Annotated in this window: 18 protein-coding genes; 14 read left to right on the forward strand and 4 right to left on the reverse strand. The window is 38.8% G+C overall.

The genetic code is table 11. The features are described 5' to 3' along the window. Positions 1 to 69: 69 nt before the first annotated feature. Positions 70 to 1,773, reverse strand: coding sequence for a M61 family metallopeptidase (locus ACF8D3_RS14705; protein WP_392472128.1), 1,704 nt, complete (start codon positions 1,771 to 1,773; stop codon positions 70 to 72). 170 nt (positions 1,774 to 1,943) lie between these two features. Between ACF8D3_RS14705 and ACF8D3_RS14710 the strand changes: the two genes are divergently transcribed. The 9 genes from ACF8D3_RS14710 (at position 1,944) to ACF8D3_RS14750 (ending at position 12,539) form a co-directional block, all read left to right on the forward strand. Continuing rightward, entirely contained in the window at positions 1,944 to 3,263 is a 1,320-nt protein-coding gene (locus ACF8D3_RS14710) for a D-alanyl-D-alanine carboxypeptidase PBP6B (protein ID WP_007481682.1), read from the forward strand. A 93-nt stretch (positions 3,264 to 3,356) separates the two neighbouring features. After that, the gene (locus ACF8D3_RS14715) at positions 3,357 to 4,643 is read left to right on the forward strand and encodes an NAD(P)/FAD-dependent oxidoreductase (protein ID WP_061396605.1); all 1,287 of its coding nucleotides are present in this window, start codon (positions 3,357 to 3,359) and stop codon (positions 4,641 to 4,643) included. A gap of 113 nt (positions 4,644 to 4,756) precedes the next feature. Continuing rightward, positions 4,757 to 5,239 carry a peptidylprolyl isomerase gene (locus tag ACF8D3_RS14720; RefSeq protein WP_004878390.1) on the forward strand — a complete coding sequence of 161 codons (483 nt, stop codon included), beginning with the start codon at positions 4,757 to 4,759 and terminating at the stop codon, positions 5,237 to 5,239. Positions 5,240 to 5,354: 115 nt separating this feature from the next. Beyond that, the gene (phrB, locus tag ACF8D3_RS14725) at positions 5,355 to 6,797 is read left to right on the forward strand and encodes a deoxyribodipyrimidine photo-lyase (protein ID WP_392472130.1); all 1,443 of its coding nucleotides are present in this window, start codon (positions 5,355 to 5,357) and stop codon (positions 6,795 to 6,797) included. A 151-nt stretch (positions 6,798 to 6,948) separates the two neighbouring features. Further along, the gene (locus tag ACF8D3_RS14730; protein WP_061396607.1) at positions 6,949 to 7,695 is read left to right on the forward strand and encodes a hypothetical protein; all 747 of its coding nucleotides are present in this window, start codon (positions 6,949 to 6,951) and stop codon (positions 7,693 to 7,695) included. Continuing rightward, positions 7,696 to 8,598 carry a hypothetical protein gene (locus ACF8D3_RS14735; RefSeq protein ID WP_392472131.1) on the forward strand — a complete coding sequence of 301 codons (903 nt, stop codon included), beginning with the start codon at positions 7,696 to 7,698 and terminating at the stop codon, positions 8,596 to 8,598. Then, entirely contained in the window at positions 8,585 to 9,835 is a 1,251-nt protein-coding gene (locus ACF8D3_RS14740) for a glycosyltransferase family 2 protein (RefSeq protein ID WP_007481689.1), read from the forward strand. Before ACF8D3_RS14735 ends, ACF8D3_RS14740 begins: the two co-directional genes overlap by 14 nt. Then, entirely contained in the window at positions 9,836 to 11,683 is a 1,848-nt protein-coding gene (locus ACF8D3_RS14745; RefSeq protein WP_392472132.1) for a hypothetical protein, read from the forward strand. 55 nt (positions 11,684 to 11,738) lie between these two features. Further along, the gene (locus ACF8D3_RS14750) at positions 11,739 to 12,539 is read left to right on the forward strand and encodes a hypothetical protein (protein WP_392472133.1); all 801 of its coding nucleotides are present in this window, start codon (positions 11,739 to 11,741) and stop codon (positions 12,537 to 12,539) included. On the opposite strand, the gene ACF8D3_RS14755 is transcribed toward ACF8D3_RS14750, so the two are convergent. Next, positions 12,536 to 13,750 carry a tetratricopeptide repeat protein gene (locus tag ACF8D3_RS14755; RefSeq protein WP_392472134.1) on the reverse strand — a complete coding sequence of 405 codons (1,215 nt, stop codon included), beginning with the start codon at positions 13,748 to 13,750 and terminating at the stop codon, positions 12,536 to 12,538. The genes ACF8D3_RS14750 and ACF8D3_RS14755 overlap by 4 nt on opposite strands. A gap of 228 nt (positions 13,751 to 13,978) precedes the next feature. Between ACF8D3_RS14755 and ACF8D3_RS14760 the strand changes: the two genes are divergently transcribed. The 5 genes from ACF8D3_RS14760 to ACF8D3_RS14780 all read left to right on the forward strand — a co-directional run bounded on the left by ACF8D3_RS14760 (position 13,979) and on the right by ACF8D3_RS14780 (position 19,242). Continuing rightward, positions 13,979 to 14,680: a VIT family protein gene (locus ACF8D3_RS14760; RefSeq protein ID WP_392472135.1), complete on the forward strand. Its 702-nt coding sequence runs from the start codon at positions 13,979 to 13,981 to the stop codon at positions 14,678 to 14,680. A gap of 182 nt (positions 14,681 to 14,862) precedes the next feature. Beyond that, the gene (locus ACF8D3_RS14765; RefSeq protein ID WP_171254136.1) at positions 14,863 to 15,315 is read left to right on the forward strand and encodes a DUF2946 domain-containing protein; all 453 of its coding nucleotides are present in this window, start codon (positions 14,863 to 14,865) and stop codon (positions 15,313 to 15,315) included. Between the two features lie 155 nt (positions 15,316 to 15,470). Then, positions 15,471 to 16,904 carry a cytochrome ubiquinol oxidase subunit I gene (locus tag ACF8D3_RS14770; protein WP_392472137.1) on the forward strand — a complete coding sequence of 478 codons (1,434 nt, stop codon included), beginning with the start codon at positions 15,471 to 15,473 and terminating at the stop codon, positions 16,902 to 16,904. Positions 16,905 to 16,906: 2 nt separating this feature from the next. Continuing rightward, the gene (gene cydB / locus ACF8D3_RS14775) at positions 16,907 to 17,908 is read left to right on the forward strand and encodes a cytochrome d ubiquinol oxidase subunit II (protein WP_392472139.1); all 1,002 of its coding nucleotides are present in this window, start codon (positions 16,907 to 16,909) and stop codon (positions 17,906 to 17,908) included. 290 nt (positions 17,909 to 18,198) lie between these two features. Beyond that, positions 18,199 to 19,242 (forward strand): NAD(P)H-dependent flavin oxidoreductase, encoded by a 1,044-nt coding sequence (locus ACF8D3_RS14780; protein ID WP_392472140.1) that lies wholly within the window; start codon positions 18,199 to 18,201, stop codon positions 19,240 to 19,242. Positions 19,243 to 19,326: 84 nt separating this feature from the next. Here ACF8D3_RS14780 and ppk1 read toward each other — a convergent pair whose 3' ends face one another. Together ppk1 and mtgA are read right to left on the reverse strand one after the other, a co-directional pair. Continuing rightward, on the reverse strand, positions 19,327 to 21,405 hold the full coding sequence (gene ppk1, locus ACF8D3_RS14785; RefSeq protein WP_392472141.1) for a polyphosphate kinase 1: 2,079 nt from the start codon (positions 21,403 to 21,405) through the stop codon (positions 19,327 to 19,329). Between the two features lie 110 nt (positions 21,406 to 21,515). Beyond that, positions 21,516 to 22,190 (reverse strand): monofunctional biosynthetic peptidoglycan transglycosylase, encoded by a 675-nt coding sequence (gene mtgA, locus ACF8D3_RS14790; protein ID WP_019383930.1) that lies wholly within the window; start codon positions 22,188 to 22,190, stop codon positions 21,516 to 21,518. Positions 22,191 to 22,290: the final 100 nt, after the last annotated feature.

Below are 22,290 nucleotides of genomic sequence, written 5' to 3' on the forward strand. Positions count from 1 at the left end.
GAGGGACTCTAAATCGAGTCCCTCTTTTCGATCAAGATCTTGATCTAAGAATTTAGATCATTGACTAAATCAGCCTTTCAACCAAGCGTCTAACTTCACTTGATCATCAATGTTAAATTCAACTGTTGGTAGTGAATTTTCTCCAGCTGAAATTTCAAACTGCAACAATTCATCACGACGGAAAGCAAACACAGTAAATGTGCCTTGTTGCTTTGCATACTTCGCCAACAACTTTTCAGATGCCTTTAAACCATCAATTGCAATAATGACATCGTTAGCAGATAAGCCTGCCTGAGCAGCAGCACTCTCGCGACGCACTTGTTGAATCACAACACCTTCCGCCTTATCTGCCACTTTTAAACCAAATGGCAAAGCCTTGTCATTTTTAATGCTGTAACTTAAACCAAACTCAGGAAACAACTGATCGAGTGGTAATTCATCTGTAGTATTGATGAGGTGATTGATTTGTTCAATCCAATTATCCCCCGTCAACTCATTGCATAGCTCAACAATGGTACGATCATTTACTTGCATCCCATTTTGAGTATTTTCATATAAACGACGCATGAGAGAGTCAAGATTCGAACCACGCAAACGCAATCCTAAATCTAAACACAGTGCGACTAAGCTGCCTTTGTTGTAATAACTCGTTCCCGCATTATTTGAGTTCTCATCTTGGCGATAGAATTTAATCCATGCATCAAAACTCGACTCAGAAACTGACTGAATAAAGCGACCAGGATTTTGCAAATAACGATCAATTTGTGCTTTGAGTAAATCTAAATATGACTTCTGAGAAATCACACCGCTACGCAATAAAATTAAATCATCATAGTAAGAGGTGAAACCTTCAAAAATCCAAAGTAAGCTGGTGTAGCCTTCTTTGTGCAAATCATAATTGGCAAAATTTTCAGGACGGATAAATTTAACTAACCATGAATGGAAATACTCATGACTACATAAGCCTAAGAAACGTTGATAATCCTTGGATGGTTCTTCAGCTTCGCCTGCTTTTGGAAGGTCATCGCGTGGCGTAATTAAACTCGTACTATTACAGTGTTCTAATCCACCATAACTATTACCAGTCGCCATCGTCATAAAGGTATAGTCTTTAAATGGCGCAGAACCAAACATGTTAATTTCAGTTTCACAGATTTTCTTGATGTCTGCTTTTAAACGATCTAAATCGGTACTGTGTTTACCAGAAATCACAAACTCATGTGGAATACCATTAGCTTCGAAACAAAAACGACTTTGATCAGCAAGTTCAAATGGACTATCAATCAACTGATCATAATTTTCAGCTTTTAATGTGAAACGACCTTTGACGAGGCTCTTTGAAGTTAGACCTGTTGCAATCTGAAAATGCTTTAGCTCATCAGGTAGGAAGACCTCAACTTCACAAGGCGCTTGTTCTTGATCTTGTAAACCTAAGCAAACACATGCTGGGTTGATATATAAGCGAGTTTGGTCAACGTAAGCACCACGAACAGATAGATCATATGCATAGACATCATATTCAACTGTAATCAGCTCATGATCCGTATTGAATAAACGCCAGCGATTCTTTTCTGTCTTTTTAATGCTCAGTATGCGCCCTGCTTCATCAGAAGCCTTCACTGATTCGATATGCTTTGAAAACTCTCGAACCAAATAACTACCCGGTATCCACGTTGGCAACCAAAGTTCTTGGTTAGGATTTGCTAGAAAACGAAGGGTGACATGAACAAGATGTTGGCGATAATCGTCGAACTCAATTTGGTAGTGCAACATAGCTTTAGATCGTAAAAATAAGAACAATTTCTCACAGCTTAGCATTTTTTTACAAAGTCATGCGTAGATGTCGTAATTGTCAGCAAAAGTCGCTAGCTTCCATAGCCAAAAAGTCATAGGATGCTTCTTTCGCATTTCGTGCCATTGGATCGGCAACACAAGGTGTTTACGTGAAATTCATCCTCTCTCTCTTTACGTTGTTTAGCTTGCTATGTGTCAACTTCGCGCATGCAAATTTACTTAATATCGCACCAGAATCAGTTGAAGCACAGGCTTGGTCTATCATTGATGCTCAGTCAGGACAGATCATTTCAGAGCACAATAGTCATGTACAACGTGCCCCTGCCTCACTGACAAAAATGATGGTTGCTTATATCGCGTTAAAAGAAATAGAAGCTGGAAAATTACGTAAAGAAGACGTTATTACGGCAACGCCTGTGGTGAATACCATCATGTGGGATGAGTCCCAGATGTATTTAAAAACGGGCGAACAAATTTCTGTTGATCAGCTTTTAGCAGGCTTGATTGTCATGTCTGCCAATGATGCGGCAGTAACACTTGCGGAAAAGATTTCAGGTAGTGTTCCTCAGTTTGTTGCTCGAATGAACCAAGAAGCTCAAGCACTTGGTATGAAAGACACTCACTTTAGTAATCCAGCTGGGATCACGATGACTGATCACTACTCTACTGCGGCTGATCTGAGCATGCTTGCAAAAGCAATCGTGAAACAAACACCAGAATATTTATACTATTCAAAAATGCCAAGCTTTAGCTATAACCAACATTTCCATCATGCAACTAACCTTGCATTAAAAATGGATCCAACAGCAGATGGTTTAAAGACAGGTTATACCAAAGCAGCGGGTTATAATTTGGCACTCACTGCTGAACGCCCAACCCTTAATCCTCATGTTGAAAAACGCCGTCTGATTGTTGTGGTTCTAGGTACGCCAAGTGCGGAAAAGCGTGCGGAAGTGGCGCATAAGCTTATGAACCTAGCTTATACCTATACGCGTGACGAAGAAGTTATTCCACAACAAAGATTGATCGCTGAGTTACCCGTAATTAAATCAACGTTAAAAATGTTTAAGGTTGAAACTCAACAACCCACGATTGTAACTACCTCTTTATACGCTCCAACGGCACCCATCGACTTAAATAGCTTTGACTTAACGACACAACGTATTCATTTAGTGGATGCTAACCAGCAAGTAACATCGGTTGAGCCATTACAAACAACAAATACGCATATCAATATTGAGTTGAATGAACAGCATTTAACTGCACCATTGATGCAAGTGATGAACTTGGCAACTGTGTCAATTTATCAAAATAATCAGTTAATTCGCAGCTTTCAGATTGAGAATGATGTGCATATTGAAGAGGCTAATATTTTCCAGAAAATTATGATTTGGTTCTCTAATTTATTCTCATTTTTTTCAACCAATGATTCTAAGGTTGCCAAACTTTACCCTCTAAATCAAGGATAAAAAGTCTACTATTTTTATCAAGATTGACCATACAATCGTGAAAAAAGGATGGCATAATCCAACCATCCTTTCACAAAAATAATTAGGTTAATCATGAGCAAAACCTTACATCATATCGTGATTGTGGGCGGTGGCGCAGGTGGTTTAGAGCTTGCAACACAACTAGGTGAACGTTTTGGTAGACGAAAGAAAGCTAAAATTACCCTAGTCGATCAAAACCTCACACACATATGGAAACCTCTCCTTCACGAAATAGCCGCTGGCTCTCTCAATCCTCACGAAGAACAAACCAATTATTTTGCCCACGCTGAAAAGCATCATTTCGAGTTTGTACTCGGCACACTCATTAAGGTCAATAAAGACCAAAAGCAAATTGTGATTTCTCCCCCACAGCTTTCCAAAGAACACACGCCTCAAATTCAAAACCTCACATACGATACCTTAGTGCTTGCTGTCGGCTCGGTATCTAATGATTTTGGAACAGAAGGTGTTCGTGAACATTGTCATTTCCTAGATAGCCGCCAGCAAGCTGATATTTTCCAACAAGATTTATTCCATCTTTATATCGAGGCGCAAAATCAAGCAGATGTACGCGCTTTGAATATTGGAATTGTCGGTGCGGGTGCAACAGGCGTTGAACTTGCTGCTGAGTTAATTGAAACCACCAAGAACTTCTACCGTTATGGCTTGAAGAAAATTGACCCTAAACAAGTCAAAATTACGCTGATCGAAGCATCTGACCGTATTTTGCCAGCATTAAATGAAAAGACTGCTGCGCATAGTGCAAAACAGCTTAAAAAAATGGGCATTGAAATTTTGACTCAACATAAAGTCCAAAAAGTGGATGAATCAAATGTCTATTTTAGTCATGGTGAAGTCATCCATTCAGATATCACAGTATGGGCAGCAGGTGTAAAAGCACCTAAGGTTTTAGAAAGTTTCGATGATTTCAAACGAGATAAGATTAATCGTTTGATGGTTTACGCGACGCTACAAACCTACTCCGATCAAAATGTCTTTGCTTTTGGTGACTGCGCGAATTGCCAGTTAGATGCACGTCAACCACCATTGGGCCCTCGTGCTCAAGTAGCCAGTCAGCAAGCAACGTTTCTAGTGGATGCAATGGCGGCTCGCATAGCAGGCACGCCACAACCTATGTTTAGCTTTAATGATAAAGGTTCATTGGTTTCATTGAGCCGTAATCAAGCTGTAGGAGAATTGCTCGGCGATGTCAGCGTTCAAGGCTTTATTGCAAAAACCATGTACGTCTCACTCTACCGACTGCATCAAGCGAATATTCATGGTTATACCCAAGCAGGTATGTTAACAATGAAAGATTTTCTGACGCGTCGTGTCCGCCCAAAAATTAAACTGTATTGAGTTGAAATCTCAAATTTCGTTCCCATTTATAGTTGAATAGTGTCAAAAAGTGGAAAAGAACCTATTTTTCACTTTATGATGTACACCTAAATTGATTGAATGGATCAAATAACATGACTGCTATTGCAAATAACCACGTGGTTTCATTCCACTACACTTTAACAAACGCTGAGGGTGAAACACTTGATCAATCTCAAGGTGAACCACTTGCATATTTGCACGGCGCGGGCAACATCATTCCTGGTTTAGAAAATGCACTTACAGGTAAAACTGTTGGTGAGAAATTCACTGTAAACGTTCCAGCTGCTGAAGGTTACGGCGAATACAATCCTGACCTAGTTCAAGAAGTTCCAGCTCAAATGTTCCAAGGTGTAGACAACATCCAACCTGGTATGCAATTCCAAGCTCAAACTGATGACGGCGTTCAAATCGTTACAGTTAAAGCGATCGAAGGCGAAAACGTTATCGTTGATGCAAACTTCCCGCTTGCTGGTCAAGACCTTACTTTCGAAGTTGAAATCGTAGAAATCCGTGACGCTTCTCAAGAAGAATTAGATCACGGTCACGTACACGGTGTAGGTGGTCACCACCACTAATTCATTTCTTGAATTAGATTTTAAAAAAGCAAAGCTTCGGCTTTGCTTTTTCTTCACATAGACTTAGATAAAATAATAGTTAATCTTTTAAATTGAATTTTAATACAGCCATTCTATGTCAAATGCTTATCAGTTAATTTGGTTTCGCCAAGATTTAAGAATCCATGATCATGCTGCGCTATGGCATGCAACTCAAGCTGGTCCTTGCATTGCAATCTGCATTTTGTCACCTGCACAATGGCAACGACATGATGATGCAGCAATTAAAATAGATTTTTATTTACGCCAATTACAAAAATTGGAACAACAACTAAACGCACTCAATATTCCGCTGATTATAAAAAACATTGATTTTTGGAAAGATATTCCTGATTACTTCAACGCACTTCTGCAAGAGATTCAGATTGAAAACATCTTTGCCAATATCGAATTCGGTGTCAATGAGTTAAAACGAGATAAGGAAGTACAAGCCTTTTTCAATTCACAAAAAAAAGAGTTTCATCTTTTTCATGATCGTACTCTATTCCCTATTGCTTCGATCCGTAATCAATCAGATACCCCTTATCAAGTTTTTGGCGCATTTAAGAAAACCTGCTATCAACGTCTAGAACATGGTCTACCGCAATGCTACCCATCACCCTCTTCTCAGAAAAAAATACAAATTGATATTGCTCAATCATCAACAGCGGATATCGAAACATTACGTTCAGTTTACTTGACCCAAATCAAGGATCGCCATTTAAAAGAATGGCCTGTTGGAGGATCTTATGCTTTATCGTTGTTAGATCAATTTATCAAAGATCATGTCACAGATTATAAAACAGCAAGAGACTTTCCAGCCCTATCTGGAACGAGCCAATTATCCGCTTACTTAAATATCGGTATTATTTCGATTCGACAATGCATTCAAGCGTTGTTCAGACAACAACATGGTGATTTTTTAATTGAGTCTGAAGGTCAACAGACATGGTTAGATGAGTTGTTGTGGCGTGAATTTTATCAACATATCTTATTTGACTTCCCGCAAGTTTCTAAGCATCAGCCATTTAAAGCATCTACTCAAAAAATCACATGGAATGATGATCCGAGTGGACTGGAACGATGGCAACAAGGGCAAACAGGGATTCCAATTGTTGATGCGGGTATGCGTCAACTCTTAGCGACTGGCTGGATGCACAATCGTGTTCGCATGATCTGTGCCATGTTCCTCAGCAAAAATCTACTCATCGACTGGCGCAAAGGTGAACAATGGTTTATGCAACAGTTGATTGATGGAGACTTGGCAGCCAATAATGGTGGCTGGCAATGGTGTGCTTCAACAGGAACAGATGCTGCTCCTTATTTCCGTATTTTTAATCCAATCAGCCAATCACAAAAATTTGATGAAAATGGTGACTATATCCGTCGATGGGTACCAGAGCTTGCCCATTTAGATGCTAGAACCATCCATGAACCTTATGCAAAAAATGCAATAAAACACTTAGATTATCCACGCCCTATGGTTGATCTAAAGACATCAAGAGCAAAAGCGATTGAAGTATTTAAGACTTACTTATAAGTTGCTTCGTATATCATAAATTTAATAGATAAAAAATTTATGTTACTGTTTTATACAATTATTTTAAAAAATAAATAACATAAAACAATCGAATGCATACGGCTAAAATGCTAAATTAATCACAGAATAATTTAATAAAATTAAAACTATTATGCAAAAAAATCCTGCTCCAGCCCTCGTCTTATGGATTATCTCCTCTCAAATTTTTATGGGAATAATCGCATATGAGTGGCTGCCTGCAACTTATCGCGGTAGTTGGATTTTCCTATTGCTCTTATTAATCGCGGGTGCTTTTTTAAATGTCGGTTTAGCACTGATTTTAGGCTTAGTAGCATTCGTAAGTATGGCTGTTTATTTTGCCTTAGATTTAGCCAATCAAACCTATATTGAAAGACAGCTACTCTTACTTTTTGTGATTCCAATGGCACCAATTTTTATGAGTGCAGTACGTCATAATATTCAAAACGCCCTTAAAACTTATCGTGATATTCAAAGTTATGATCGAAACTATCAACATGATATTTTACCGCTAACAGCTTTAAATCATTTTCAGGTTGAATTACGCAAGTTATTGAAACTCACTCAAAAAGATCATTATAAAGTATTTAGCATACATATCACTAACACTGTTCTTATCCGAGAAATGTTAGGTGAAGATATTTGGAAAGAAACTCAGAATAAGATCATGGAGATTTTATCAAGTGATCAAGACAGTGTCATTTATCATTTCATTAGTGAAGAACTTAGTGAAATTAGAAGTATTGTCATTCATGAAAATAAATCAGATGATGACCTCTCAGCCCCTCTATTTGTACAACGCTTACAAGAACTAAGCGTGCTTAAGCTTCAAATTGAACAACACAATGAATGCGTTGCTCCTATTAGTGGAGATGCATAAATGTCAGTGATCGTAAACATTTGCGGAATATTAGTGGCAACCGCTAATTTCCCAGATCAAACCTTACAGGATTTTTATCAAGAATATTATCATTGTAAAATTGAGCGACGTTATGATGACTCATTAACGCAAATCCAATCTACTCAGGCAATTCCGCACTTTTTTTCAAAGCCTCCGACATGGTGGCCAGTATTCACTTCCGATCAATTACAGTCTGAAAGTTTTCAAAAGTTAGTTGAACACGGTATTAAGCCTGGTGTTATTTTACCCAATGAATATTTTAGTTTAATTGATTATATAAGAATTAAAAAAGCAGTGAGTGAAGGTGCTATTCCTGTTGCTTACTACCAAATGAAGCAATCAAGATACTTTGCCTCCAAAGCGACTTTTTCAACCGCAATTGGTTTACGACCATTGGTTGCGTTTGTACAAACAGGCTGGGATGAAAACATCATTTCACAACCTGCGGGGAGTTATATCATCCAATCACAAGACGATGATTTAAATATTCCAGCTCGTGCCATCCAACGTAAACAACAATATTTTTATAATGCGACCACAGATGCGACATTAAGCTCAGGTTATCAAGTGATTATCAATCCTCCTGAGAATATGTCTCTAAATAATATTGAATATCCACAGCTTGGAATTTCTTGGAAAATACATAAGACCAAGTTTCAAAGTACACCTGAGGGAGTAAAAACCAGCCTATCGGGTTACTTTTTAATAGTGATGAGTACCGTGGTAATTCCACTCGATTATATCTTTTCTGCCCGTTATCCAAGCTTATTAAGTACATTTGGTAGCTCGATTTCATGGATTTCTTTATTACTCGGATGCACTTTATTGCTGATCCTGATTATTTCAATCATTCGTAGGAGAAGAATAAATGCCCGCAATTGATGTTCTTTTCTTATTTGGTTTTTTGGGTATTTGGATTCCCCAAGCCTTTTGGGCATGGCTCAGTTATCAAGCTTGGAAATACTCAAAAAATGCCGCACGCGAACTCGAAAATATGCCTGTACCCGAGCAATGGCCATTTTTAAGTGTCTTGATTCCTGCCTATAACGAAGGTGTTGTAATCGAAGATACTTTGCATGCGATTGCCCAACAAGATTATCCAGCTCATGCCTATGAAGTCTTACTGATCAATGATGGTTCCAAAGACAACACCTTGGAAATTGCGGAGCGCATGGCGGCAATTTATCCCTGTATTAAAATCGTCAATGTACCTAAAGGCATGGGAGGTAAAGGCAAATCTCGTACCTTAAATAATGGTTTACCTCATGCCAAAGGTGAATTAATTGTTGTTTATGACGCTGACAGCACCCCTGAACCTGATTGCGTTCGTTTACTTGCTCAGACCTTACTTGCCGATAAAAAGCTGGTTGCAGTAAACGGTAAAGTTCGAACACGGAACTGGCGAGATAGTATTTTGACTCGCTTTATTGCGATTGAATTTATTTTCTTTCAGTGGATTTTCCAAGGTGGACGCTGGCAACGTTTTGAGCTGTCAACATTGATGGGAACCAACTATGTGATCTGGCGTGATGCCTTAGAAACCTTAGGTGGTTTCGATGAAAAATCGCTGGTAGATGATACAGAAATGAGCTTTAGGATTTTCTTGGGTCAGCGAAGAATCAAATGGGTGCCTTACGCGGTGGGTTGGCAACAAGACCCTCCTTCACTCAGCGTATTTATCAAACAACGTTCTCGTTGGACACAAGGTAACTTTTATGTAACCAGTAAATATTTACCTATTGCATTAAGAAAACCTTTTCCAATTGGGATCGAGATCTTTAATAACATCATGTGCTATGTACTGTTTGTGCCAGCACTAATATGGAGTCATATCACATTAAGCTTAGGCTTACTCGGTATTGCAGGGATCACACTTGCGGGTCCATTCACCTTACTTTGGGGCTTATCATTTTGCTTATATGTTGCCCAAATGTGGTTCACGCTTTCATTAGAAAGAGCAAAACCACAACTGTATTTCTTCTCAGTTTTATCCTATGTAACCTATTCCCAAATTTTCTTATTCATCGTTTTCAAAGCAGCATACGATATGTTGAAAAATAAAATACAGGGAAACTCATTACAGTGGTACAAAACTGAACGTAGCAAAGAGAGAAAATAAATGAAAAAAAATCCATTACATCATCAAGTATTGAAAGTTCTTTTAACCAGCGCAGCACTCTCTTTGCCGATTTTATCCAATGCAGAGACATGGAATACTTGGACTTTTGACAATATTGATACCTCAAATAAATACACCATTGAGCCTCACTATTTCTATATCGGAAAAGGTTCAGAATGGCAAAGTATTCGTTTTAGCAGTGAATATGCTACTGAACACTACACATCTCTACTGGTGAAATATGATGACAAACTCATCTATAACACTATGCTTAACGGCACGGGTGAACTGAGTTTTAATATTCCTGCGAGTAAAAGTGGCTTTCATCGCCTTGATTTTATTCTGCAACAATATTCACCATCAACTTCACCTGCAGCGAATCGCACGACATTCTGTAGTGAAGATGTGGATCAAGTTACCTACCTAACCAACTCAGAAATAGATTATTTACGTCATCGCCCAGTTTATAAACTAAAAGACCTACCTGATGCCCTTTTCAATCCACAAATTGTGCGTCCAACACCTTTTATTGGTGTTTTAAAATATAACCCAGCCAATTTAACTGAAGCTTCGATGCTTGGTCGCTTAGTGAGTGCATGGACGCCAGTTACTCAAATCAAATGGTTTGAACAAAGTTCACCTCCTGAACAACCTGCTAATTTCTTTATTGAACTGAAAAAGTCAGCGACACCTTTACCAAATGGCACATTCGCTCAAATTATTCTAAAGGATGATATTCCTACTTTAGAAATTCAATATGACCAACCTGAGAAACTAAAATCGGCAATCAATGGCTTACTCAATACTAATTATTTAGATCAATTAGATACTTCGGCAACATATCTTCCAAATAAAATTGCTGCGCCTAATTGGGCACAGTTGAAAGAAATTAAAACGCTTGCCGATCTAGGGATTAGTGATTTTCGATTAAACCAAGCTGAGAAAAATCTATTTTTAAACTTCCCTGCTGTTTGGCAACCGACCGATATCTTACAAGGTCAAATTGCACTTCGGGTACAAAGTGGTTTACTCGAAGGCTCAAATATCACCACGTGGATTGATGGTGGATTAGCAGGCAGTTTAAAAACTGCTGACTTAGCTTCTGATCCAGTCAATCGCCAATTCAACTACTTTGCTAAAAATATTTCTAATGACACAACGTTTAGCATGAAGTTGGAAAACTCAGTGATTGTAAACTCACAATGTTTACCGACGGCAAAAGGTTCATTATGGATTGATACCCAAAAATCAACCGTAAAATTACCGCATAAAATGAAAAACGGTGTTGGATCACTCTCAGTAAGCTTTGCAACTCACCCAACCATCGCAATAGATAGCCATCCTGGTAGTTTAGAAATGGCGATTGCAATTAGTCAAACAGCCAAGAAAATGTTGATGACCAATGATCCTGTGCCATTAAACCTAGTGAAGTTTGACAATGCCAAACCAGAAGTCTTAAACGTTCAAGTCAATCCAAATATATATCGACAACAAGTTTTAATGCACCCTGACGTGATATATGCACCAGCAACTGCACGTGGTTTTTTGGTGAGTTCACATGATCAACGTTTTGATGTTATTACAGACTCGTTAGAGGGAGCACAGAACTTCACACGACTTTGGGATAAAATTCAGCATGACATTCCAAATAATGCCAGCAAGATTTTAGTTGCTGAAAATGGCCAAGTTTTTATTTTGCAAAAAATCATCGTTGGTAATCAAAAAGCGCCTTTAGTACAACAATCTTCATTTTTCATCTTGATTGTTACCATCTCTACGATCATTATAATGGTGATTCTATTCTGGTATTGGCGAAAACGTCGCAATGATAACAACAAGGCCGACTAAAAAAAAATCAATTATAATTGGCCTTATTCTCTCAGCGCTAATTGCCTCAGGTTGTATGCACAGTAGCCCTGACATACAACCTCCTCAAATTGAAGGTATGTTTTGGCAACCAGACCTAGCCACAACTGCCCCCAAGGGAAATTGGGACTTATTAGGTGTGAATACTTTTGTTCCGCAGTGGTCAATTGTTGAATCAAAATCTTGGTTTGATCTCGATATGGATATTCCCAAATGGGAAAAAAATATCAGCCTAAAAAAACTGAATCAAAAACCGTGGGCAGAAAATATTATTTTAGGTCTTGCTGGTGAATATGATGAAAAAACAGCACGAGCAAATGTTGTAAATCTGGCAACACACTCAAAAAAAATTATTGAGCAAACTCAATCATACCCGCTTAAAGGATATTACTTCCCCGTAGAAGCAGATCCAACATGGATTTGTGTAGACGATCTAGCTAAAGCGATTAATATTCTAGCCAAGCCAGTCTGGATCAGTATTTATAGCGCTGAGCAAACACCACATCACTTAGATTCTTGGTTAAGAAGTTGGTTACCTGAGCATACTGGTGTGTTCTTTCAGGATGGCGTCGGTGTAGGAACTCGTACTCCTGAACAAGCAAGAAAGACTTTGGAACAGCTTCAACTTGAGTTTGGTAAAGAACATATCATTATTGTATTAGAAGCATTTAGGCCAAAGAAAAATGGACAATTTCGTTCAGCATATCCTTGGGAAATCGCTGAACAATTAAAAGCTTATGAAGGTCAAAAAGTTTATATTTTTGACGGCCCACATTACATGAACCGCTGGACTGTTTATGCTGTTACGCTATGGTATAAATTGCGTTATGGTTCTTAAAAATCCTTATAAAAAACAAGTTCGGTACGGGTATTGTTATAGCTGTCAGTACCATCCGCCAAAGCATCTTTAAAGTAGTTCCCATATAGACGTTCAACACGAATTTTCACAGGTATGTAGTTAAATGGTTGCCATGCCACACCAGCTCCATATTCAAATAAGTTATTGTAGTTTTCACCTTTTGAATCGGCTAAGGCATGTAATTTGCCATAGGCCTGTACCGTACCAGCTTCACCTCGATATACATTAAAACCTGAACGTAATCTCAAATCAGCAATCACGTTATAGTCCTCTCTGGAATAACTCGCTATGTTTCCATATAAGTCAGTAAAATAGTCATTCCAAACTGTACGTTGCTCAAGAGCTGGATTGGCATACCACTCTTGATAACCTGTTACACCACCGACCACACTTTCACGGAATTTATCGCGATTACGATCAATCAGATCATAACTGCCACCGATTTCTAAATAAGCTCGAAGTGGTATTGATGTCCAAGGTTGGTAATTGGCACCAACACCGACAGTTACAGCATTCTCATCGATAATTTCTGGTCGAACACCACCTTTAGACTTTGTATCTCGGTTAAGGTTTATAAAACCATAAACTTGCGCACGCCCATTATCTAAGTTTTTCCCATAACGCATTTTTAATGGGAAAATAAAGTCGTCATAACGTGATTCATATGATGGCGCGAAATAGATATCTTTAAATGTTGATTTTACAGTGCCACCACTTAAATTATGAACTGCCTCTTGTGCTTTGCTTGCAATTTCAGGATTATTTGAAGTCGTTAAATCTTTAAAAATCGGCAGTGCATCTTTGTCTTTTTTGAGCTGATTTAACAGATAGGCTTGTTGTAATTTAAGTTGGTCATCTTGCGGGGCAAGTTTTGAGGCTTGTTGTACACTCTGAAGTGCTTGATCTTGTTTATTTAGGCGAATTTGTAGGTAAGTTAAGCTTTTCCAAACCTTTACATCTTGAGGTGTAAGCTCGCTCAACTCCAGTAAAACTTTTTCAGCCTGTTCTGGCTGATTTGGCTCAAGCTTATAAAACCGATCCCAACGATCATAAATCGGGTTACCTGGCTTATACTCAGCATCACCTTCTTTGACAAAAGTAGTCTCTGCGCTCAATGCAAATTGAAAAGGAAACATTAAACTGAAAGCTAATAATGAATAAGTTATGGGCTTTTTCTTGGAATAGTTCATCTTATATCTCAACTAAAAGCACTCAGCGCAACTACCACGAATAGTAGATTAAACAAAGAGTTAAAACGGCGAATTATTCACATATTATAACTAAACAGCTGTTCTGGTATCGTTAAAATAAGTTATTTTATAAGTAAGTTAAGTTGATGAATCATTGATAAAACTAAAATAACACTTGAATACATCACTTTTTAGATAACCAACAATATTTTATATAAGAGTAAAATTATGTCGCATTCTCACCACTCTGAAATTCATGTTATGCAGCGTTCTGGCTGGCTTCGTGCAGCCGTACTTGGTGCAAATGATGGAATTATCTCTGTAACTAGTTTAATTATGGGGATGGCAGCTAGTGGCGCTAGCTCACATACACTTTTAATTACCTGTATTGCTGGGCTAATTTCTGGTGCTACATCTATGGCTGCTGGAGAATATATTTCTGTTAAATCACAAGAAGATATTGAGAAATCTGATCTACGCTCAGAAGCCCATGAACTTGAGAAAAACCCTCATGCCGAGCTAAAAGAATTAACTCAAATTTATATTTCGCGTGGTTTAAGCCCTGAACTAGCCCATGAAGTTGCAGTACAGTTAACAGCTCATGACGCGCTTGGTGCACATGCACGTGATGAAATCGGTATTCATGAAAATACCGCAGCAAACCCTGTGCAAGCAGCACTTTCATCAGCTGCATCATTTTCATGTGGTGCAGCCCTCCCCATGTTAGCGATTCTACTCAGTTCGCATGAATGGGTAGCGCATTCTGTATTAATTACAGGTGTCATTTCCCTTGCGATTTTAGGTGCTTTATCGAGTTATTTTGCGAGAACATCAATGTTCAAAGGCAGCTTACGAATCACTATGTGGGGAATTTTAGCAATGGCATTTTCAGCATGGGTCGGTTCTTTATTCAACGTTCAACCCCTATAAGAAACTATAGCAAAATCATTATGTAATAAATCACATTTAAAAATAATAATATATGTAATTTATAAGTAAGATTTTTCTAAAATTTAGGTGTATGATGACTACTAATCGAAAGTTGAGTTAGCCAGTAAGAATTACTTGAAATCTCAACTTACTGGTTTGAAATACCAATGTAGAGAAGTGTCTTGATACATCGACTTGGGATATTGTTTGCTTTTGCAACAATAGCATTACAGATAGCTGTCTTCTTGCAGCCTCTATTGCCAGAGAAATATCAAATTTCTCCAGCTTGTGAGACTGTAACGCATCTGTCTTCCCAAATGAAACATGAACACACTGCTCACTCAGCACATGTATCACATCAAAATCATTTAGAACATAATCACGCAACAAGTGATCATGTACATGTTGATTCGACACATCATTCGCATCAACACGACTTTAACCATCAATGTCCATTCTGTTTCTTTTATGGTCATTTAGTTGCTCCTCCAACCCTTGGGGTTAAAGAAGTTTTTGTTCGCTTACAAGTCCGCTTTTTACACTTATATCAAGTTTTTATTGCGTTCTTTTTCTCATTACAGCGTTTATTTCTCATCCCCCAAGGTCGAGCCCCTCCTTTTGCTTTCTCAATGTAATCATTTATTTAACTAAATTATTGAGAAAGTGAGTTTTATATGCTTTATCGAATTTCTTTTGCTGATCAACAGCAAGAGCGAGACAAACACATCGCTAAAAAAGTGTCTGTTGAACTAGTTTTTCAACGATTCAATTATCCGTTGGAGGACTCATTATGGACTTAGGTTTAACAGCGTTAGAGTTAGCACGTATCCAATTTGCCTTTACAGTCTCGTTTCATATTATTTTTCCTGCAACGTCAATCGGTCTCGCTTGTTTTTTAGCAGTTCTAGAATGGAAATGGCTACGTAGTCATAATCCAATCTATCAAGACCTCTATAAATATTGGCTCAAGATTTTTGCCGTGACCTTTGGTATGGGTGTCGTTTCTGGGGTCGTCATGAGCTATCAGTTTGGAACAAACTGGAGTGAGTTTTCTCGAATTGCAGGAAGTATTACAGGGCCACTGCTGACCTATGAAGTATTATCCGCCTTTTTCCTTGAAGCAGGATTTTTAGGAATCATGCTGTTTGGTTGGGGACGAGTCAGTGAAAAAGCCCATTTCTTTGCAACATTCATGGTGGCAATTGGCACCTGTATTTCCATGTTTTGGATTTTGTCTTCAAACAGTTGGATGCAAACGCCACAAGGCTTCAGCATCGAAAATGGCATCATTGTGCCTCAAGATTGGTTTGCGATTGTCTTTAACCCATCATTCCCGTATCGCTTTGCACATATGGCGGTTGCAGCTTTTCTAGTCTCTGCATTAGTTATCGCAGCAACAGCGGCTTGGCATTTAATTCGCGGTCGTCGAGATGAGTTAGTAAAGAAATCCTTCTCTATGGCGATGTGGATGATCTTATTCGCAGCACCTGCGCAAGTCTTAATTGGCGATCATCACGGTTTGAATACCTTAAAGCATCAACCAGCTAAGTTAGCGGCGATGGAAGGTCACTGGGAAACAAATGTCAATGAACCAATGCCCCTCTATTTGTTTGGTATTCCTGATATGCAAGCAGAAACCACTAAATATGCTGTGGGTATTCCTTATTTAGGTAGCTTAATTCTAACCCATAGTCTCGATGGTGAAGTCAAAGGGTTGAAAGAGTTTGCCCCTGAAGATCGTCCAAATTCAACTTTAGTTTTCTGGAGCTTCCGTATCATGGTTGGTCTAGGAGCACTGATGGTTTTACTGGCTGTGGTTGGCTTATGGTTGCGCAAAAAAGAACGTATTTATGAGAACAAATGGTTTCATAAATTCGCCTTAATCATGGGGCCAACGGGTTATATCGCGTTACTTGCTGGATGGTTTACCACTGAAATTGGCCGCCAACCTTGGGTTGTGTATGGAGTCCTGCGTACAGAGGATGCTTTGTCCAATGTTTCTGCAAATCAAGTCGGTATAACGCTGATTATCTTTGTATTGGTCTATACCGTTGTCTTTGGAACAGGTATCTATTACATCCTGAAACTCATGTACAAAGGCCCTCAATTCATTCATACCCCTGTTGAAGAACAAGGTGGTGTTGGACACTTTAGAACGCCAATGCGCCCACTCAGTGCGGTTGAGGATAGCCTCGAAACCAAAGATCAGACGAAAGGAGAATAAAGATGGATATTTCTCTCATTTGGGCCATGATTATCGCGCTAGGCGTATTGATCTATGTCATTTTGGATGGCTTCGATCTTGGTATCGGCATCCTGTTCCCATTTATTCATGGACAACAAGAGCGTGATGTCATGATGAATACCGTTGCACCTGTTTGGGATGGCAATGAAACATGGATGGTACTGGGAGGCGCTGGATTATTTGCAGCCTTTCCAATTGTCTATGCAACTGTTTTATCTGCGCTATATATGCCGATTACCTTGATGGTAATTGCGCTAATTTTTAGGGGCGTTGCGTTCGAGTTTCGTTTTAAAGCGAATCGTTCAAAAGCATTATGGGATATGGCTTTTATTTGCGGTTCAACCTTAGCAAGTTTTCTACAAGGCGTGATTTTAGGTGCTTACATTCAGGGTTTAGAGACTGAAAATGGGATCTTTGTCGGTGGCAGTTTGGATTGGCTAACACCCTTTTCTCTCTTTACAGGTTTAGGCGTTGTGATCATGTATGCCGCTCTGGGTTGCGGATGGTTAATTTTGAAAACTGATGATGGTTTACAAGATAGAATGTACCAATTAATGCCTAAATTAATCTTTGCACTGTTCGTTATTTTCGCAGCCGTCAGTTTATATACTCCTTACAGCCAACCTACTATTGCTGAAAAATGGTTTGCAATTCCACAACTGATCTATTTCAGTCCTGTTCCTATTTTAGTGGTTATTTTTACATTCTTGACATGGCAAGCTTGTCTAAAAAGAAGTGAATACAAACCTTTCATTTATACCTTGATGCTGATGTTCTTGGCTTACACTGGCTTTGTCATCACCCTATGGCCAAACATTATTCCTCCATCTGTTACCATTTGGGAAGCTGCTGCACCTCGAGACAGTCAGGTCTTTGCATTAATTGGTGCATTGATCATGATCCCAATCATTTTGGTGTACACCTTTTGGGGATATTGGATTTTTAGAGATAAAGTCCGTGTTGGCGATCAAGGCTACCACTGAGGTGAACGACAATGAAATCATCACAAATCAAATGGTTTATCGGCTTATGGATCGTGGGTTTTGTAGGTTTAGCAATTATTGCTGGCCTATTTAAAGCCTTACTGGTTTTAGCCTATCAATAATCGATAATATTGTCAGATGTTTGGTTAATTCATTAGCCAAACATCTTTTTATTTTCAGATAGATAAACAATGCATGTATCTCCATTCTAAAAAGAAATAACCAGTATTATTTGCTATTTTTTTGATATTTAAGCTATGTTGAATCAAAACCAATTAGGTATATATGACATGACAATTTTAGAATTATTAGAAATTAAACATCCTATTTTTCTTGCACCAATGGCTGGTGTTTCTACACCTGAACTTGCTGCTGAAGTTTCTAATCAGGGAGCTTTAGGTTCATTGGGTTTAGGCGCGAATACACCTTCGGCAGCTAAGGAGCTTATTTTAAAAACTCAAGCGCTGACTGAAAAACCATTCCAAGTAAACTTTTTCTGTCATCAATCTGAATCACTCAATCCAGACATCGCACAACAATGGATTGAATATATTTCTCCACATTTTGAAAAATTTGGCACAACTCCACCGACACAACTGAACTGTATTTATCCAAGCTTTTTGGATAATGATGATTTCTTAAATATTGTTTTAGAAACGCAACCTAAAGCAGTGAGTTTCCATTTTGGGATTCCCCATCCTCATCAAATTAAAGCATTAAAAGATGTAGGTATTATCACAATGGTATCTGCAACTAACTTGATCGAAGCGCAGCAAATTGAAGCTGCTGGAATTGATTTGATTATTGCTCAAGGGATCGAAGCAGGTGGACATCGAGGAATATTTAATCAACATTTTGATGCTGCAATCAAAACCTTAGATCTGGTGCAGCTAATTTCTAAACATTGCACAACACCTGTAATTGCTGCTGGTGGCATCATGAATGGCGAACAAGCAAAGCAAATGTTGAAAGCTGGTGCTTCAGCTGTTCAATTAGGCACAGCCTTTGTTCAATGTAAAAGCTCAAGTGCGAATGCTGCATATCGTAAAGCATTATTTAATCAAAATATTACCCAAATTAGTGCTAGCTTATCAGGTCGCCCTGCACGAGGTCTGATCGGGACTTGGCATACTGAAATTGATCGTCCTGACCGACCAAATGTACCTGCCTACCCATACACATATGATTTAGCCAAACAGTTGATGGCGATTGCCAATCAACAACATGATTTTAGTTATGGTGCATTTTGGGCAGGTAGTAATGTTGCTCAAATTCGGGAACTCGAAGCTGCTGATCTAGTAAATCAATTGGTTTTAGAAATCAAAAGTAACTAAACAGACAATAAAAAACCGATCTCAAATCGATCGGTTTTTTAAAGACATCTTGTTGAAGAATCTCCATAAGATGTCTAATTTTAATTACTTAATCGCATCCAACAAAGTCTGTTGCGCATTATGTGGCTCTTCACCTTCAACAGGTTTAGCGCGCTCCCAGACACCATCACCTTGCAACAACCACGCTTGTTGATTGTCTTTTAGATAGTTCAATAAACCTAGTTGATAGATACGCTTTTTCAAAACTGGATCTTCAATCGGGAAGCATGCTTCTACACGGTTGAATAAGTTACGATCCATCCAATCTGCACTTGAACCATAAATACGTGGATTACCATTATTACTAAAATAAAACACGCGTGTATGTTCTAGGAAACGTCCAACAATTGAGCGAACACGAATATTTTCTGACAAGTTTGGTAAACCCGGACGTAAACAACAAATCGAACGAATGATCAAATCAATTTGTACACCCGCTTGTGAAGCTTCATACAATTTATTGATGAGCTGAACTTCGGTCAGTGCATTCACTTTCACAATAATCTGCGCAGGTTTACCAGCTTTTACATTGGCAATTTCATCGTCAATGAAGTTAATCAGTTGAGCATGTAAAGTGAATGGTGCATGAAGCAGCTTTTTCGGCTTCGCCATTTTCCCCATACCAGTCAATTCTTGGAAAATACGGTGCACATCTTCACAGACATCTTTATCTGTCGTCATCAAACCATAATCAGTATAAATACGTGCATTACCGGCATGATAGTTACCTGTTCCCAAATGTACATAGCGTACTAATTTATTATTTTCACGGCGTACCACTAAAATCATTTTAGCGTGAGTCTTATAGCCTACAATGCCATATACAACGACTGCACCTGCTTCTTGCAATACGTTAGCAACCTCGATATTTGATTCTTCATCAAAACGAGCACGCAACTCAATAACTGCGGTCACTTCCTTACCGTTACGCGCAGCTTCGGCAAGCACTTGTACAATCTCAGAATCTACACCGCTACGATAAAGTGTTTGCTTGATTGCAAGCACTTGCGGATCACGTGCTGCTTCACGTAACAATTGAATGACTGGTGCAAATGATTCAAATGGATGATGCAACAAAATATCTTGCTTTTGCATTGCAGCAAAAATGCTTTCCGATTTTTTGAATGCTTTTGGAATCACAGGTGTATGTGAGTCATAACGTAAATGCGGACGTTTAAAATTTGAAAGTAAACGCGCTAAATTTACTGGCCCATCAACACGATAAAGCTGCTCTTCGTTTAAGTCGAACTCGTCCAGTAAATATTCATAAATATGTTTTGGACAATTATGCGTTACTTCTAAACGTACCGCTCGGCCAAAACGACGTGAACTCAACTCACCTTTTAACGCTTTAGCAAGATCTTCAACATCTTCATTCAATGCTAAATCGGCATTACGCGTCACACGGAATTGATAACAACCTGTTGCTGTCATGCCTGGGAATAGATCAGAAACATGCTCGTGAATAATCGCAGAAAGCATGACATGGTGTTCTTTACCATCGGTCAGCTCATCTGGTAAACGGACAACACGAGGCAGTGAACGCGGCGCAGGAACAACGGCTAAATCAATTTGACGACCAAAGGCATCTTTGCCTTCTAAAGTAACAATGAAGTTCAAGCTTTTATTGACTAAGCGAGGAAATGGATGCGCTGGATCAAGGCTGATTGGTGTCAATACTGGCGCTACTTGCTCTTGGAAATACTTTTTGATCCAAGCAGATTGTGCAGGTGTTAACTCACCGCGACGTAAGAAGCAAATGTCTTCTTCACGTAACTTCGGTAAGATTTCTTCATTTAAAATACGATATTGGCGTTCGATTGCCGCATGTGCAGTTCTAGAAATTTCATCCAAAACTTGTTTAGGTGTCAAACCATCAGGAGTGCGACTTTCATTGCCTAAAGTCAGTTGTTCCATCATGCCAGCAACACGAATCTCGAAAAACTCGTCTAAATTACGCGAAAAGATGAGTAAGAAATTCATCCGCTCTAACAAGGGATGGAGTGGATCAACCGCCTGTTCTAGTACACGTAAATGGAAATCGAGAATCGAAAGTTCACGATTTATATAACGATCGTTGTAACTATATTCTATTGGCGCTGTTGTCGTCACTGCAGTATTCATACCGAACCTTATCGCTTTAATTTATCAAGTGATCGTTTAAGTATGCTGCAAAATTATGTCATTTTGGTAAAAAAGCCCAAAAATATTAGGCTTTTTTTAAATAAAATGAACTATTGAGGAATTTGTGTACCATTCATATATTTTAAAATGACACGTTTGCGATATTGCAACTTACGATCATTTCTATGGTCTTGGTAATATTTAGGATTCGGTAATAAAGCAGCTAAAAATGCAGCTTGTTCACGCGTTAAACTTTTTGCACTTTTTCCATAATAAAACTGAGTTGCTGCCTCAACGCCATAAATATTTTGTCCAAACTCCACAGAGTTCATATACACCTCTAGGATTCGACGCTTTGACCACATACGCTCCATCATCCAAGTAGCTACGGCTTCCTGACCTTTACGGATGAATGATCGTTGATTGTAGAGAAATAAATTCTTGGCAAGTTGTTGTGAGATCGTAGAGCCGCCTGCGACCACTTCACCTTTTTCACTATTCCGTTCTAAAGCATGTTGGATACCCGCCCAATCAAAGCCATGATGATGAATAAACTTCGCATCTTCACCAGCTAAGATTGCGTGCTTGAAGTTATCACTAATGTCATCGTAATCACGCCATTCTTGCTGAATAGGCTTGAAATCCGACCAATAATCTAGCCGCATGAACATTGTTGTTTGAACAGGATGTGTTCTCCACCACACCAAGCTAGAAAAAATCCATAGCTGGATGAGCAGAATTACCCCAATAATCAACATGACTGTACGTGCTAAAAAGGCTTTCATTAAAGTGCTTCACTCCTTCGGACATCGGCGTTATGACATATGATCCATGTCTCGTCCCGTCAATTCATGCTAAGCTATTTTTCATATTCATGGCTAGCTC

The organism is Acinetobacter sp. YQ_14 (assembly GCF_043102985.1).
Lineage (GTDB): Bacteria > Pseudomonadota > Gammaproteobacteria > Pseudomonadales > Moraxellaceae > Acinetobacter > Acinetobacter venetianus.

Excerpts from the sequence above, each read along its gene's own strand:
- ACF8D3_RS14705 (WP_392472128.1), bottom strand. The coding sequence starts at position 1,773 with ATGTTGCACTACCAAATTGAGTTCGACGATTATCGCCAACATCTTGTT.
- ACF8D3_RS14715 (WP_061396605.1), top strand. The coding sequence starts at position 3,357 with ATGAGCAAAACCTTACATCATATCGTGATTGTGGGCGGTGGCGCAGGT.
- ACF8D3_RS14720 (WP_004878390.1), top strand. The coding sequence starts at position 4,757 with ATGACTGCTATTGCAAATAACCACGTGGTTTCATTCCACTACACTTTA.
- phrB (WP_392472130.1), top strand. The coding sequence starts at position 5,355 with ATGTCAAATGCTTATCAGTTAATTTGGTTTCGCCAAGATTTAAGAATC.
- ACF8D3_RS14730 (WP_061396607.1), top strand. The coding sequence starts at position 6,949 with ATGCAAAAAAATCCTGCTCCAGCCCTCGTCTTATGGATTATCTCCTCT.
- ACF8D3_RS14735 (WP_392472131.1), top strand. The coding sequence starts at position 7,696 with ATGTCAGTGATCGTAAACATTTGCGGAATATTAGTGGCAACCGCTAAT.
- ACF8D3_RS14740 (WP_007481689.1), top strand. The coding sequence starts at position 8,585 with ATGCCCGCAATTGATGTTCTTTTCTTATTTGGTTTTTTGGGTATTTGG.
- ACF8D3_RS14745 (WP_392472132.1), top strand. The coding sequence starts at position 9,836 with ATGAAAAAAAATCCATTACATCATCAAGTATTGAAAGTTCTTTTAACC.
- ACF8D3_RS14750 (WP_392472133.1), top strand. The coding sequence starts at position 11,739 with ATGCACAGTAGCCCTGACATACAACCTCCTCAAATTGAAGGTATGTTT.
- ACF8D3_RS14755 (WP_392472134.1), bottom strand. The coding sequence starts at position 13,750 with ATGAACTATTCCAAGAAAAAGCCCATAACTTATTCATTATTAGCTTTC.
- ACF8D3_RS14760 (WP_392472135.1), top strand. The coding sequence starts at position 13,979 with ATGTCGCATTCTCACCACTCTGAAATTCATGTTATGCAGCGTTCTGGC.
- ACF8D3_RS14770 (WP_392472137.1), top strand. The coding sequence starts at position 15,471 with ATGGACTTAGGTTTAACAGCGTTAGAGTTAGCACGTATCCAATTTGCC.
- cydB (WP_392472139.1), top strand. The coding sequence starts at position 16,907 with ATGGATATTTCTCTCATTTGGGCCATGATTATCGCGCTAGGCGTATTG.
- ACF8D3_RS14780 (WP_392472140.1), top strand. The coding sequence starts at position 18,199 with ATGACAATTTTAGAATTATTAGAAATTAAACATCCTATTTTTCTTGCA.
- ppk1 (WP_392472141.1), bottom strand. The coding sequence starts at position 21,405 with ATGAATACTGCAGTGACGACAACAGCGCCAATAGAATATAGTTACAAC.
- mtgA (WP_019383930.1), bottom strand. The coding sequence starts at position 22,190 with ATGAAAGCCTTTTTAGCACGTACAGTCATGTTGATTATTGGGGTAATT.